The sequence below is a fragment of the Sebaldella termitidis ATCC 33386 genome (genome assembly GCF_000024405.1).
In the GTDB taxonomy this organism is placed as follows: domain Bacteria; phylum Fusobacteriota; class Fusobacteriia; order Fusobacteriales; family Leptotrichiaceae; genus Sebaldella; species Sebaldella termitidis.
Genome location: NC_013517.1, coordinates 3,537,810 through 3,553,053, shown reverse-complemented (window position 1 = coordinate 3,553,053; position 15,244 = coordinate 3,537,810). Strand labels below are relative to the sequence as shown.

General features: G+C 32.4%; 14 protein-coding genes. 10 read left to right on the top strand and 4 right to left on the bottom strand.

All coding sequences use genetic code 11. The annotated features are described in order from the left end of the window. Positions 1–252 precede the first annotated feature (252 nt). From STERM_RS16635 to STERM_RS16610, 6 genes are all read left to right on the top strand, one after another. Positions 253–2,316, top strand: coding sequence for a BglG family transcription antiterminator (locus STERM_RS16635; protein WP_012862790.1), 2,064 nt, complete (start codon positions 253–255; stop codon positions 2,314–2,316). A gap of 11 nt (positions 2,317–2,327) precedes the next feature. After that, positions 2,328–2,759, top strand: a complete 432-nt coding sequence (locus STERM_RS16630; protein ID WP_012862789.1) for a PTS sugar transporter subunit IIA — start codon at positions 2,328–2,330, stop codon at positions 2,757–2,759. A 234-nt stretch (positions 2,760–2,993) separates the two neighbouring features. Then, the gene (locus STERM_RS16625) at positions 2,994–3,263 is read left to right on the top strand and encodes a PTS sugar transporter subunit IIB (protein ID WP_012862788.1); all 270 of its coding nucleotides are present in this window, start codon (positions 2,994–2,996) and stop codon (positions 3,261–3,263) included. 17 nt (positions 3,264–3,280) lie between these two features. Continuing rightward, complete coding sequence (locus STERM_RS16620) at positions 3,281–4,651, top strand: PTS ascorbate transporter subunit IIC (RefSeq protein ID WP_041310967.1); 1,371 nt, start codon at positions 3,281–3,283, stop codon at positions 4,649–4,651. 20 nt (positions 4,652–4,671) lie between these two features. Continuing rightward, positions 4,672–5,505: a transketolase gene (locus STERM_RS16615; RefSeq protein ID WP_012862786.1), complete on the top strand. Its 834-nt coding sequence runs from the start codon at positions 4,672–4,674 to the stop codon at positions 5,503–5,505. Then, on the top strand, positions 5,505–6,458 hold the full coding sequence (locus STERM_RS16610; protein WP_012862785.1) for a transketolase family protein: 954 nt from the start codon (positions 5,505–5,507) through the stop codon (positions 6,456–6,458). The genes STERM_RS16615 and STERM_RS16610 overlap by 1 nt, the downstream gene beginning before the upstream one ends. 725 nt (positions 6,459–7,183) lie before the next feature. Here STERM_RS16610 and STERM_RS16605 read toward each other — a convergent pair. Together STERM_RS16605 and STERM_RS16600 are read right to left on the bottom strand one after the other, a co-directional pair. Next, positions 7,184–8,599 carry a leucyl aminopeptidase gene (locus tag STERM_RS16605; protein ID WP_012862784.1) on the bottom strand — a complete coding sequence of 472 codons (1,416 nt, stop codon included), beginning with the start codon at positions 8,597–8,599 and terminating at the stop codon, positions 7,184–7,186. Positions 8,600–8,753: 154 nt separating this feature from the next. Beyond that, on the bottom strand, positions 8,754–9,002 hold the full coding sequence (locus STERM_RS16600) for a hypothetical protein (protein WP_012862783.1): 249 nt from the start codon (positions 9,000–9,002) through the stop codon (positions 8,754–8,756). Between the two features lie 337 nt (positions 9,003–9,339). Between STERM_RS16600 and STERM_RS16595 the strand changes: the two genes are divergently transcribed. The 3 genes from STERM_RS16595 to STERM_RS16585 all read left to right on the top strand — a co-directional run bounded on the left by STERM_RS16595 (position 9,340) and on the right by STERM_RS16585 (position 11,609). Further along, positions 9,340–10,119, top strand: a complete 780-nt coding sequence (locus STERM_RS16595; RefSeq protein WP_244407190.1) for an Mrp/NBP35 family ATP-binding protein — start codon at positions 9,340–9,342, stop codon at positions 10,117–10,119. 23 nt (positions 10,120–10,142) lie between these two features. Further along, complete coding sequence (locus STERM_RS16590; protein ID WP_012862781.1) at positions 10,143–10,823, top strand: response regulator transcription factor; 681 nt, start codon at positions 10,143–10,145, stop codon at positions 10,821–10,823. 162 nt (positions 10,824–10,985) lie between these two features. Beyond that, positions 10,986–11,609: a superoxide dismutase gene (locus STERM_RS16585; protein ID WP_012862780.1), complete on the top strand. Its 624-nt coding sequence runs from the start codon at positions 10,986–10,988 to the stop codon at positions 11,607–11,609. A gap of 53 nt (positions 11,610–11,662) precedes the next feature. Here STERM_RS16585 and STERM_RS16580 read toward each other — a convergent pair whose 3' ends face one another. Both STERM_RS16580 and STERM_RS16575 read right to left on the bottom strand, forming a co-directional pair. After that, positions 11,663–12,685: a DKNYY domain-containing protein gene (locus STERM_RS16580; protein ID WP_012862779.1), complete on the bottom strand. Its 1,023-nt coding sequence runs from the start codon at positions 12,683–12,685 to the stop codon at positions 11,663–11,665. A gap of 175 nt (positions 12,686–12,860) precedes the next feature. Further along, entirely contained in the window at positions 12,861–13,901 is a 1,041-nt protein-coding gene (locus tag STERM_RS16575) for a 2-hydroxyacid dehydrogenase (RefSeq protein WP_012862778.1), read from the bottom strand. A gap of 229 nt (positions 13,902–14,130) precedes the next feature. Here STERM_RS16575 and prfB point away from each other — a divergent pair. Beyond that, a protein-coding gene (gene prfB / locus STERM_RS16565; protein WP_177605689.1) for a peptide chain release factor 2 occupies positions 14,131–15,235 on the top strand; the annotation gives its coding sequence in 2 pieces (ribosomal slippage) (positions 14,131–14,202 and positions 14,204–15,235; 1,104 coding nt in all). The last annotated feature ends 9 nt before the right edge of the window (positions 15,236–15,244 follow it).

The window sequence follows — 15,244 nt, the reverse complement described above, 5'->3', positions numbered from 1 at the left end:
CTGGAAAAGAGAGGTTTTTTTGATAATTTATTATTAAAAAAAATTATAATACAAAAAATAATAAATTTTGGAATATTTTAGTGAATATAAAAATATAGTATAAAATTTTGCACTTACAAAAAGAAATAAAAATTCTAAAAGCTAATATTTTTCTATATTTTGTACAGTGGTAATTTTTCGTCATAAATGTGAGAAAGGAAGTTTATATTGAATGCTGCGAAAATTGTGGTATTTTATAGTAGGGTGATAAACATGTTAAATCACAGAGAACAGGAATTGTTGGATTTTTTTGTTAAGAACGGAAAATTCACTTATGAAGAAATATGCAATAAGTACAGTATTTCTGAGAGAGCAGCCAGATATAACATTGATAATATAAATTATTTTCTGGAGGTACTGCATATAAGTCCCGTAAAGAAATCAGGGAAAGATCTGTATTTTGACAATACACAGGATATATCAAATATTTATACAATATTAAATGATATTGAAGTTTTTTCACAGGAAGAGCGTCTGGAAATATTGAAGTTTATATTATGCTTTGATAAAACCGGACTAAATCTTACCAAAAGCTCTGAAAAGCTGAGAGTGTCAAGAACAACAATAAAGAAAGATATGAAAATTTTAAAAAAGGAGATGATACAGGAAGGTTTTGACGTAGCCTATAAAAATAATGAAGGATACAGACTGGAAGGAGAGCCCTATAAGCTTGAGCTTTATAAAATAGGTCTTTTAAAAGAAATTCTTATTTTGGTAAACACAAAAGATAAAGAGAGCTCGTATAAAAAAACTATGTCAGAATTATGCGACAGCCTTTTTAACATAAAAGGCAAAGAAAGCATAAAAGAATTTATACTGAATATTCATAAGAATCTGAGTCTGAATATCAGTGATGAAATATTTTATGTTATATACGCATATCTGATAATACTGATAGATAATCATAAAAATATACAGTCACTGTATACAAGGAGCAGTAATAAGAGTTTTCTTCTGGGAACAAAAGAATTTCTGGTAATAGAAAAGGAAATAAAAAAAATAAAGGAACTGAAAAATGCCGAAATTCCCAAAGAAAGAATTCTGGAGCTTGCGGATTTTATCTTAGGAATTACTACAAATGAGTATAGCAGCAATAATTTGGAAAACTGGATTCATGAAGAGGTTTTTATCAAAAAAATGGTAAATGAATTTAATAAATATATAGAGCTGGATATTACAAGTGATGAAATATTAATAGACTGTCTTATATATCATATGAAACCGGTAATATACAGAATAAGGAACAATATAAGAGTAACAAATCCTGTTTTTAAGGAATTGATAATAAGCAAGGATCCTATTCTGGAAATAGTAAGAATAATTACCAGAGACATTGAAAAAATGTTTGGAATAGAATTTCCGGAAGAGGAGCTGGCTCTGCTGGCTTTTCATTTCAAGGCATCAATAGACAGGAACACACACCAGAATCTGAAAAGAATACTTCTGGTATGCGGTTTGGGTTATGGAAGCTCAAGGCTTCTCGAACAGAGTATAAAAGAAAATTATAACGTGGATATAGTAGACGTGCTCCCTTATTACCTCTTGAAAGATGCACTGAAAAACTACAAAAATATAGATCTGATTCTTACTACGCTTGATATAACCGAGAAGTATAAAATTCCCGTGGTAAAGATAAATCCGCTGTTAAAGCAGGAAGATTATCTTGAAATGGCAAAATATAACATACCAAAAAATGACAATAAAATTTTTCTGTCCAAAATTCTGAAAATAATAAAGAAAAATACAAAGATCGTCAATGAAGAAATTCTGATTAATGAGATAAAGCAAGAATTTAAAAACAGAATAATTGATGATGTAGACTATAAAACCACACATATAAAAGAATTTATAAATGAAAAAAGTGTAGTGGTGCTGGACGAAGTAGAAAGCTGGGAAGAGGCAATAAAAATATCGGGAAGTCTTCTGGTAGATAACATGTATGTGAAAACAGAATATATAGACGAGATGATAAATCTGGTAAAAAAGTATGGTTCATATATTGTTATTGATGACGGAATAGCTCTTCCGCATGCAGGAATAAGCCGTAATGTTTTGAAGCTGGGTGTGGGAGTACTTGTGGTAAAGAAACCTGTTTTATTTTCCGATAAGAAGTCTGCAAATATTTTTATATCATTTGCAAGCAATGAAAATAAATCACATCTTACTATTCTGAATGATTTATTTGATCTGATAACCAAATATGACTTAAAAGGAGAATTATTACAGGCAAAAGATAAACATGAAGTAATAGATTATTTTATAAAAACAAAAGTTTAGGGGGCATCATTATGCTAAAAGAATTTTTAAACGGAAATATAAATCTGATAAAAGGCACTTCGGACTGGGAAGAATCAGTAAAAACAGCTGCTAATCCGCTGCTGGAGAAGGGATTTATATCAGAAAATTATGTGAATGCAATGATAAATGACATAAAGAGACTGGGATTTTATATAGTGCTCAGGGAAGGTGTGGCAATGCCACATTCAAGACCTGAAAACGGAGTATCAAAAACTGCAATGTCGCTTTTAAAGCTGAAAGAGCCCGTGAAATACGGAGAAAATGAAGTAAAGTTGATTTTCATACTCGCGGCGGAGGATAGTGAGAAGCATATAGAAGCTCTTACAGGTTTTTCCGAGCTTCTTCAGAATGATGAAGAGGTAGAGGCTTTAATGAAGGCGGAAACTACAGAGGAAGTAATAGGAATAATAAATAAATATTAATACCTTATCTCATTTATATTTTAAAGAATAAAAATATAACCGGGATATAAGTGTTTTGATACTGACAGGCATCATTGATTACTTTAGATAAAAATTTATAAAAACACTGGTATTTCAGTATTTTTGCAGAATCCACATTCAGAAAATAACGGACTGTAAAAATATCTGTGCTTCAAATTGATCGCTATGATCAAAAAAAATTAATTATAATTAAAATATTAGGAGGAGAAATTCATGAAAATTATGGCAGTATGCGGTTCAGGACTTGGAAGCAGTTTCCTTGTGGAAATGAACATAAAAAAAGTAATACAAAAGATAGGGGTAGACGCAGAAGTGGAGCATTCGGATTTATCAAGTGCTACACCTGATGCAGCGGATTTATTCGTTATGGGAAAAGATATTGCGGCTAGTGCAAGTGTTCCCGAAAATAAACTGGTAGTATTGGATAATATTATCGATATGAATGAACTGGAAGAAAAATTGAGCAAATATTTTGGAAAATAATATTAGGAGGTTTAATGATGAATGGATTATTAATGTTCGTATTTGACATACTGAAAGTACCATCGGTTTTAGTAGGATTAATGGCATTAATAGGGCTGGTGGCACAAAAAAAACCAGTTACTGATGTGGTAAAAGGAACAATAAAAACAATATTGGGATTTCTGGTTCTGAGCGGAGGAGCCGGAGTACTTACTGGATCTTTGGATCCGCTGGGACAAATGTTCGAACAGGCCTTTCATATACAGGGTATAATCCCGAATAATGAGGCAATCGTGTCCATAGCACTTGGGGAATATGGGGCAATGACAGCATATATCATGGCATTTGGAATGATATTTAATATATTTATAGCAAGATTTACAAGACTGAAGTATATCTTCCTTACAGGACATCACACATTATACATGGCATGTATGATAGCAATAATTCTTCGTGTGGCAGATTTTGACGGTGTTCAGTTAGTATTGGTAGGGTCAATAATTTTAGGTCTTATAATGGCATTATTCCCTGCAATGGCACAAAGACATATGAGAAGAATTACAGGTAATGACGATATAGCTTTCGGGCATTTCGGAACGCTTGGTTATGTTCTTTCGGGATTCGTTGGTGAAGCAGTAGGAAAAGGTTCAAAATCAACAGAAGATATGAATCTTCCGAAAAATCTTAGTTTTTTAAGAGACAGTTCTATTTCTATATCACTTACTATGATGGTTATTTATCTGATGCTGGCAGTGTTATCAGGAAGAGAATTCGTAGAAACTAATTTAAGCAATGGGGATAATTATCTTGTATATGCTATTATTCAGGCAATTACATTCGCAGCCGGTGTATTTATCATATTATCAGGTGTTAGACTAATTCTTGGGGAAATAATACCTGCATTCAAAGGGTTCTCTGAAAAAATGGTACCGTCTGCAAAACCTGCATTAGACTGTCCGGTAGTATTCCCGTATGCACCAAATGCAGTTCTTGTAGGATTCTTATTCAGCTTTTTGGGAGGAATAGTAGGACTTCTGGTACTTGGTCAGTTAAACATGGTATTAATACTTCCGGGTGTAATTCCGCATTTCTTCTGTGGAGCAACAGCAGGTGTATTTGGTAATGCTACAGGAGGAAGAAGAGGATCAATGCTTGGAGCATTTGCAAACGGTCTGCTTATTACATTCCTGCCTGTAATGCTTCTGCCTGTTTTAGGATCTCTCGGATTTGCGAATACTACATTCTCAGATGCGGATTTCGGACTGGTAGGAATAATTTTAGGAAATATGGCAAGATATATGGATAAAAATGTAATAACAATAATAGCTGTAGCAATATTAGCAATCCTTGTAGCTCTGAACTATATGATGCCTAAGAAAAAAATGCCTGAAGCAGATGCAGCGAAATAAACAAAATACAGGAGGATTAAATGGAAAATTATAATGAAATAAAAAAACTGGCAAAGGATATAAGAATCTCTATGTTAAAAATGCTTTTGAATCTGGGATTCGGGCATTTTGGAGGAAGTCTTTCAGTGGTTGAAACTCTTGCAGTATTATATGGTGCTGTAATGAAAATAGACCCTAAAAATCCAAACTGGGAAGGAAGAGACTATATGGTGCTGTCAAAAGGACATGCAGGTCCGGCTTTATACGCTGCTCTTGCCATAAAAGGATACTTTCCCAAAGAAGAATTAATGACTCTGAATGTAAACGGAACTCATCTGCCCAGCCATCCGGACAGACTTTTGACTAAAGGAGTAGACGCTACTACAGGATCACTGGGTCAGGGAGTATCATTAGCAACAGGAATAGCAATGGCAGAAAAGCTCTCAGGTAAGGATAACCGTGTATTTACTATCCTTGGGGATGGAGAATTAAATGAGGGTCAGTGCTGGGAAGCGTTTCAGTTTATAGCACACCATAATTTGAATAATCTTACTGTATTTGTGGATTATAACAAGCTCCAGCTTGACGGAACTCTGGAAGAAATTATAAAGCCGTTTTCTTTAACAGAGAAATTCAAGACCTTTGGATTTGATAGCGTGGAAGTAAAAGGTGATGATATAGAAGGAATTTATAACCTTTTAAAAAATCCAAGAGGGGAAAATGAAAGACCGCTTGCAGTAATTCTTGATACAAAAAAAGGTCAGGGTGTAAAATATATAGAAAATTTAAAAAATTCACATCATCTGAGACTTACAGATGATGTGAAAGCGGAAATAGAAAAGGCTGTTGCCGAATTGGAAGGGGAGGTAGAATAATGTATAAAATATGCAGTGAAAGAAAAAAAGATGATATGGAAATGAGAAAGATATATTCTACCACTCTTCTGGAGCTCATGAAAAAGGATGAAAGAATAGTTGCCCTTGAAGCAGATCTGATGGGGTCAATGAGTACAGACATTATACAGAAAGAGCTTCCCGGAAGAATAATAAACGGCGGTATTATGGAAGCTCATATAGCAGGTATGGCAGGCGGAATGTCAATTGCGGGAAAAGTACCTTTTTTCCATACATTTACGGCATTTGCCAGCAGAAGATGCTTTGACCAGCTGTTTATGTCAATATCATATCAAAAAAACAATGTAAAAATAATAGCTTCGGATGCCGGAATAACAGCAGTACATAATGGCGGAACACATATGTCTTTTGAAGATATGGGAATCGTCAGAGGGCTTGCCGGAGCAGTTGTTCTTGAGGTAACTGACGGTGTAATGTTCAAAAATATAATAGAACAGGTAGCCCAGACAGAAGGTTTTCACTGGATCAGAACAATGAGAAAAAATGCGGAAAAGATATATGAAGATGGTTCAGTATTTGAAATAGGAAAAGGAAATGTAGTAAAAGACGGAAGCGACATAACACTTATAGCGAATGGTATTATGGTGTCAGAAGCTCTTAAAGCAGCAGATATGCTTAAAGAAAAAGGATATAATGCGGCTGTAATTGATATGTTTACATTAAAGCCTATAGATAAAGATCTTATTATAAAATATGCAGAAAAAACAGGAAAGATAGTAACATGTGAAAATCACAGCATACATAACGGACTTGGATCAGCAGTAGCTGAAGTTCTTGCTGAAAATTATCCTGCTAAAATGAGAAGAGTAGGAGTAAAGGAAAGATACGGACAAGTGGGAACATTAGATTATCTGATGAAGGAATATGAACTGACAGCAGAAGATATCTGTAAAAATGCACTTGAATTACTGTAAAAACTAATAAAAAGAGCGAGCAGAAAAATTAATTCTGCTTGTCTTTTTGTATAAATTATTAGTAAAAGAATTGTATATGAATTAGTATGTTCAATTTAAAATAAAGAGTGTTTTTTGATCTGTCTTGCATTTATATTAGAGATATCTTATATTTGTTAATAAATAAATAAGAATTATTTTCTTTCATTATTACTATAAAATGTGCTATAATAATTTCATAAATAGGGAAAGTTTATCACAATCATATTACTTATCGGTTATTTATTTGACAATTTTCAACACTTTTCACATATTTCAATTTAATTCATTTTAGATGGAAAATCATAAAAAAATAATATCAGTTACCAATACTTTAACTTTTTGGATTCCAATTATATGAATAAAGACGAGTGTAAGTATTTTAGCATAAAATAAGATCTTAGAATCTGTTTTATATAATAATATGTCAACAAATACTTGTGAATAATAAAAATAACTCGGAATTTACTATTTTAAATGTTAATTTTTATTAGAAAATTTAGAGATAAAATTTTTTAAATATCTAAATTAATTAATTAATTAATAAAGCGGAAACTGTGAAAAATTTTAAACTTTGTGAAGTCAAAAATGAAACAGAAATATATCAGAAAGCGGAATAAAATTTTGAAATCAAAGGAAGAAATAAAACAAAGATTCTGACAAAATTAAAAAAGCTGTTCTAAATAAACAGCTCTTCCATATTGTGATCAAAAGTTTTTTATAAATTCATATAATAATCTGGTACCGGCTCCTGTTCCGCCTGCACTGCCGAATTTAGACTTACTTTCAATAAAAGCAGGGCCTGCAATGTCAAGGTGCAGCCACGGAAGTTTCTCTACGAATTCCTCTATAAACTGACCGGCTATAATAGCACCGCCCCATCTTGTTCCTACATTTTTAAGATCTGCATTGGGTGATTTTAAACTTTCTTTATAGGTACTATGATTAGGAAGTTCCCAAATGAGCTCACCTGAAATTTCAGAGGCCTTTTTCAAGACTTTCAGCATATTACCGTCGTTGGTAACAACACCAGTAATATCAGTACCGAGTGCAACCATACATGCACCCGTTAAAGTTGCGATATCTAGTATATGTGTTACTTTTTCATGACGGATCGCATAAGTAACAGCATCAATAATAGTAAGACGTCCTTCAGCATCAGTATTGTGTATTTCTACAGTCTTGCCATTCATTGATTTAATTATATCGCCAAGTTTATATGAAGAACCGTTAATCATATTTTCACAGGCGGGTATGACACCGATAATGTTTTTCTTTATCTTCATTTTTGAAGCGGTACAAACAGCAGAAATAACAGCTGCAGCACCAGCCATGTCGGATTTCATTTCGATCATGCTGTCAGAAGGTTTTAACGACAGACCGCCGCTGTCAAATGTAACGCCTTTACCAATCAGCCCGATTTTATTTTTATCTTTTTTGTTGCCGTGGTAGCGAAGAATAATAAGCTTTGGTTCTTTGTCAGATCCTTCGCCTACTTTTAAAAAGCATTCCATTTTCAGCTTTTTAATATCTTTCTTATTTAATACTTCGACTTCAAAACCGTATTTTTCTCCGAGTGATAAAGCTGATTCGGCTAAAGTTTCAGGATAAAGTACATTAGAAGGTTCATTAACTAAATCTCTAGCGGTATTAACAGAATTTGCAAGTTCTATGGTTTCAGTGAGGTCAATATCTTTATTGGTTAAGATAAATAAATGATGTTTATGTTTTTTAGAATTTTCTATATATTTTATAAATTTATAGTATCTTAATATGAAAATTTCTGTTATAATATATTCATCAAAAAATAAATCAGAATTAATAAAAAGTATATTTTTTGATTTTTCGGAAATTTTACCAAATACATTGAATAATGTATCTCGAATCTGAAGTTTATCTGGAAGGTCGATATTAACCAAAACAATCTGTTTTAGCTTATTATCTGCTTCCAAATCGAAAGAAAGAAATTTATCATCAGAATAAGAAAAAGAATAAAGTTCAATATATTTATTAATTTTCTTGTCCAGTTCCTTATTATGGGAATTAATCTTACGGTTTTTACTGACCGGAAGTATCAGAGTATCAAAATTATCTTTAAAATTGTTAATTACACTTATATTCATATTTACAAACCTTCTTTCTAAAAATATACATAAATTTTATGATATAACCAGTGTTTTGTCCAGTTTTAATTCAAAATGACAAAAATATACTAATGTCGAAACACTTATACCTCATTCGATATTTCACATATCAAAACATGAATAAGAAAAGGTATTAATATTCATATTCCATTATAGTAATATTATCAGTTATTAAATCAGCAATTTTTGTTACTTTTTTACGTCCAATTTCATCATATTCATATTCATAGGTTAATTCTACTGTTGTTCTTTCATTTTCAACTTTTTTATAATAAATGGGATCACCGTTATTATTATGTTCAAATTCCTGGTAATTTTTAATATTTCCATTTTTATCTTTTATGATTAATTTTTTTGGTTTATCGCTTAAATACTCTGACATAAAATTCCTCCTTTTAATATTAGCGGAAAGACCTGATTTTATTGGTCTAAAAAGATATTGTTCAAAAAATTTAGAATGAGTTCTACTAAAAAATTAAAATATGCTTGACAAAAGTGCTAAAAACTTAGTAAAATGTCTTGATTATATTAGTAATAATTGATGTGAAAAACTAAATTTTTAATTTATTATAACATATTGTCTAATAAAATCAAGAGCTCTTAATTATTATATTCAAATAAATATAATTAAGGAAAAATAAAATGGAGAGGTGGTGTCCGAGTTAAGACAGGTTACGTGATTTAAGGGAGGTAAAACACACATGCATAGTAATATCAATATGGAAAATCAAAAATCCAAAATCAAGGAGAATATGAGTAATATTACTAACAAAGTTGTTATTATGAGTGGCAAAGGTGGAGTTGGGAAATCCACACTATCGGTAAATTTAGCATATGGGCTTTCTATGCGAGGATATAAAGTGGGGATTCTAGATGCAGATCTGCATGGGCCAAATATTCCTATTATGTTAGGAGTAGAAGGGGAAAAGTTAACCGATTTATCAGTTCCATACAAGATAAATGAGAATCTGTGCACAACATCCTTAAGTTTTTTTCTTCCTAGTACGGATCCAATAATTTGGAGAGGACCACAAAAAATGGGTGCTATTATGGAAATACTAGAAAATGTAGTTTGGGGTAAACTGGATTATTTGATAATAGATTTACCACCGGGTACAGGTGATGAAACATTAACAATTGCACAAAATGTGGGTGTAGGGACAAAGGCAATAGTTGTAACAACTCCTCAAGATGTAGCGTTATTAGACTCTAGGAGATCAGTGAAATTTTCAGGATTGGTAAATATGGAATTAATTGGGATAATTGAGAATATGAGTGGGTTTATATGTCCTGAATGTGGAGAAGAAGTTAATATATTAAAAAAAGGCGGAGCGGAGAGAATGGCAAACGAATTAAAAGTTAATTTTCTTGGTTCCATACCTATGGATAAAAATATTGCAGAAGCTGGAGATAGCGGTGAGCCGTATATCCAGAATGAATCAGAAGCAAGCATTCGGCTAAATAAAATCATTGATCAGATCTTAGATAAAGTAAAATAAAATATTTTTGGAGGAAACGAAAAATGAAAATTTTAATATTTAATAGTAACGAAAAAAGCAGACTTGTAGTAGGTCAGCTGATGAAAGAGTTAAGCTTCAGTGTTTCACTGGCAGAAGACAAGAACAAAATGATGCAGGAATTAAAATCAGACACAATAGATATAGTAATGCTGGATATTAAATCTTTTAAAAATACTTTTTCAAAAGAGCTCGAAGAAATTATAGACAACAAGAAAAACAGCTACATTCTGTTATCAATAGATAAAGATGACAGATACTCAAAAACAGAAGCATTATTACAGGGGATAGACGATTATGTTTATAATGATTATAAACTTGATGAACTGTCTGCCAAAGTAAAAGCAATAGTAAGAACTCTTACAAGACAGGGTAATGACGATTCGTCAGAAGTACTGTCTGCATATGATTTAACACTAAATCCTATTAACAGAGAAGTAAAAAGAGCAGGAAAAGAAATTGAACTTACTAATAAAGAATTCTTACTTCTTGAATACTTTTTGAAAAATAAAAACAGAGTACTTACAAGAACTATGATATCAGAAAAGATCTGGGATATTGATTTCATCACTGAAAGCAACATAGTAGATGTATACATTAACTTCTTAAGATCAAAAATAGACAAAGGATATGACAAAAAAATTATAAAAACTGTAAGAGGTGTAGGTTACATAGTAAAAGAGTAACCATACCAAAAAATGCAGGACATTTAACAGTCCTGCTTTTTTATTTGTATAAAATAAAAATAGTTTGATTTACAAATAAAATAATTTTCAAATTAAATCTTGAAAAATTAAAAAGAAAGTGTTATTATTTGTATAATAAAACAAATTACAGGAGGGATTTAAATGTTTGAACAAATTAAATTAAAATATGCTTTTGATGCTTTGGAGCCACATATAGATACACTTACTATGGAGACTCATTATGGAAAACACCATGCTACATACACAAAAAATCTAAATGATGCTATAGAAAAATTACCTGAATTAAAAGGAAAATCAATAGAAGAAATTTTGAAAAATCTGGATGCTATCCCGGAAGCTTCAAGAACAGCTATTCAAAATAACGGTGGAGGGTACTACAATCACAATCTTTATTTTGAAATTCTGTCTCCAAACGGCGGAGGAGAACCTACAGGTAAATTGGCAGAACAGATAAAAGCAGACTTTGGAAGCGTAGATAAGCTAAAAGAAGAAATATCTGCTAAAGCAGCAGGAAGATTCGGTTCAGGATGGGCTTGGCTTGTAGTGAAAGAGGACGGGCACCTGTCAGTAGGATCATCTCCTAATCAGGATAATCCTTTTATGTGTAAATGTGACGGAAAAGGGCAGCCTATTCTGGCATTGGACGTATGGGAGCATGCATACTACTTAAAGTATAAAAACGTAAGAGCTGACTACATAAAAGCTTTCTTTAATGTAGTAGACTGGAACGAAGTAGCTAAAAAATACGAAGAAGCAATAGGATAAATATAAAAAGAGCAGGTCATCTGCTCTTTTGTTTTATAATAAATTATGATGTTTTAGAATTTTGACGGGTTTTCACCGCTTATTTCCCCGTCTCTGTAGACATTATTTTTATCTTTTGCCGTATTCATATTAATAACTTTAAAAGTATTCAAGTCAGCTTCCTTTAGACTCTTGGTCCCGTAATAGATACTTTTGCTGTCTTTGGCATATCCGTATCCTTCATCAAGAATCACGAAAGTTTCAGGATTGGCACCAGTTATTGTATGCTCATAATAATAGACATTGTTTTTGTCTCTGGAATAAGGGTGATGAGGACTTTTTATTATTTCAAAAGTCGCAGGGTCAACATCTTGAATTTTTTTAAAATAGCAATATATATTGTTTTTGTCTTTGTAGTAAGTATCGTCTATTTTTACCAGATCGGCGGTATTCTTTATTTCTGTTTCCATTTTTTTGCCTAGATAATAAATGTTATTCTTATCCTTCATAAAATAGCCTGAAAGGTATTCCGCAGTTTTTGCATCAGAACCCAGTATTTTATTTCCTGCAAAATAAACTGAATTTTTATCTCTGGCATGGTATTTCCACGGGTCAGCAGAAAGTATTTCAAATGATTTTGTGTCTGCATTTTCCAGTTTTGCTCCGTGCCAATATATATTATTTTTGTCTTTGGCATAGTCTGAACCAAGAAAAACAAAGGTATCAGAATTGGAATTATCCAGTTTTATGTTTGTGAAATAGACATAATTTTTATCCTTGGAATAAAGATATCTGTCCATAATTTTAAAAGTATCAGGATCAGAATCATCAAGCCTCAGACCTTCATAATAAACTGAATTTTTATCTTTGGCATAGCCCAGATTAAGACTTTTAAAAGTATCAAGGTCAACATTATCTAAAAGAATTTTAGAAGGTTTTGAATAACAATCCGCAGCAGGATCAACAGTACCGTCTTCAAAGTAGCACGAGACCATCTGTCCGTCTTTCATATAATAAATACTTTTTCCCTCTTTGAGATATTCACCTGCAAAACATGTAAAAGAAAATATCAATATAAAAATAATTATATTTCTCATAATTTTAAACCTCCTTAATGTGATTATATTTTAACAGAGAAAATTTAAAAGTCAATATAAGTATAAAAATTATCTGTTTTTATGATTGTTCTATAATATCTATGGAAAAGATACAAAAAAAACCGGTAATAATCCGGTTTTTCATGGAAAGTTTACAATCTTTAGAAATATAAGCCTAGTGTTTCTGTAGATTGCCTTCTACAATTCTATTTTCTTTTTCATCATAATACACTTCATTTGTAAGCTCCTGCTTATTATGGTATTCCAGAATATTATTAAAAGTAGTTTCTACTATTCCGTCAAGAGCTTCCCTTGTGAAGAAAGCCTGATGCGATGTAACGATAACATTGTTAAATGTGAGCAGTCTTGCTAGTACATCATCCTGAAGCACATCAGCAGAATCATCCTCAAAGAAATATGATTCCTCCTCTTCGTAAACATCAAGTCCGGCAGCACTTATTTTTTTGTCTTTCAGCCCCTCTATAAGCATGCTTGTATCTATAAGCTTTCCTCTTCCTGTATTAATAATCATAACACCGTCTTTCATTTTCTTTATACTGTTATAATTAATAAGGTACATAGTTTCCGGGGTAAGCGGACAGTGCAGTGATATAATGTCAGATTCTTTATATAATTCATCAAGCGTAACATAGGTATATCCTATTTCCTTTGCAGCTTTTTCATCAGGAAATTTATCATAACCAAGAACATTCATTCCCAGACCTTTCAAAATACCTATCAGTATTTTGGCTATTCTTCCGGTACCGATAATACCCGCAGTTTTACCATGAAGATCTGTTCCCAGAAGTCCGTTCAGCGTAAAGTTTCCGTCTCTTGTTCTGCTGTATGCTTTATGAATTTTTCTATTCAGGGTCATAATCAGAGCAAGCGCATGTTCTGCTACTGCATAAGGAGAATAAGCGGGAACTCTTACTACCCTGATACCATATTTTTTTGCAGCTTTAAAATCAACATTATTATAGCCTGCACTTCTCAAAGCCAAAAGTCTTATTCCGTTTTTGGAAAGAATAGAAAGCACTTTTTCATTTACATCATCGTTTACAAAAACGCAGACGACATCATAATATTTTGTAAGAACGGCATTATTTACAGAAAGTCTTTCTTCAAAATATGTGATGCTGGCATTATATTTTTTATTCCATTTTTCAAAAAATTCTCTGTCGTATGGTTTTACATCAAATAAAGCTATTTTCATCTCAGCCTCCATATATAAAAATTAGTTTATAAAATAGTTTGTTTATATAAGTATGCTATAATTTTTTATACCATATGTCAAGGAAATTTTCATGTACAAATTCATATGATGTAAAATTTTATATATTCTATAAGCTGAGAAAGATAGTAAAAATAGTCAAATATTTGAAAAACAGTGATATTTATGATATAATACACAGTAATGAAATTTATTTTTTAGAGGAGAAAATATGGATCTTTTTGAAATCAAAAAAGAGATTGAAGGGTTTACTGAAAGTATAAACGAAATTAGGGGGCATCTTTGATCTGGAAAATTTAAAAGCAAAAATAAAAGAATTGGAAGAACAGACACTTACGGAAAATTTCTGGGATGATCAGCAGGAAAGCCAGAAGGTCATAAAAGAATTGAATATACTGAAAAAAGACAGGGACGAATTTAATAAATTAAGTACACTTCTAGAAGATGTGGGTGTTTTACTGGAATTTGCAGAAAACGGTGAAACTGAATTTCAGGGAGAGCTTAGGGAAAAAATTGAAAATCTAAAGAATGAAGTGGAAAACTTTAAGATAAAACTGCTTTTGGATGAGAAATACGACAGCTGTAATGCTATGCTGACAATAAATGCAGGTGCAGGAGGAACAGAGGCCTGCGACTGGGCAGAAATGCTTTACAGAATGTATGACAGATGGGCAGCAATACATGGCTTTAGTGTATCGGTGCTGGACTCACTTGCCGGTGATGAAGCCGGGATAAAAAGTGTAACACTAAGTATTGCCGGTGAATATGTATATGGTTATCTGAAAGGGGAAAAAGGTGTTCACAGACTTGTAAGGATTTCACCTTTTGATGCCAATAAGAAGAGACATACATCATTTGCGGCAATAAATGTGCTTCCGGAACTGGAAGATGATGTGGAGCTGAATATCAAGCCTGACGATCTGAAAATAGATACATACAGATCAAGCGGAGCAGGCGGACAGCATGTAAATACTACAGACTCGGCTGTGAGAATTACACATATACCCACTAATACAGTAGTAACATGTCAGAAAGAAAGATCGCAGCTGAAAAACAGGGAAACTGCCATGAAAATACTAAAATCAAAACTGCTGGAGCTCGAAATGCAGAAAAGAGAAAACGAAATTTCGGAGATACAGGGGCAGCAGTCTAAAATAGAATGGGGAAGCCAGATAAGGTCATATGTATTCCAGCCTTATAAAATGGTGAAAGATCACAGGACAAAAGCCGAGGAAGGCAATGTAGACAAAGTAATGGACGGAAATATAGATAATTTTATAAATGAATATCTGAAATGGTATAAGAATACAGATTAATAAATAGGA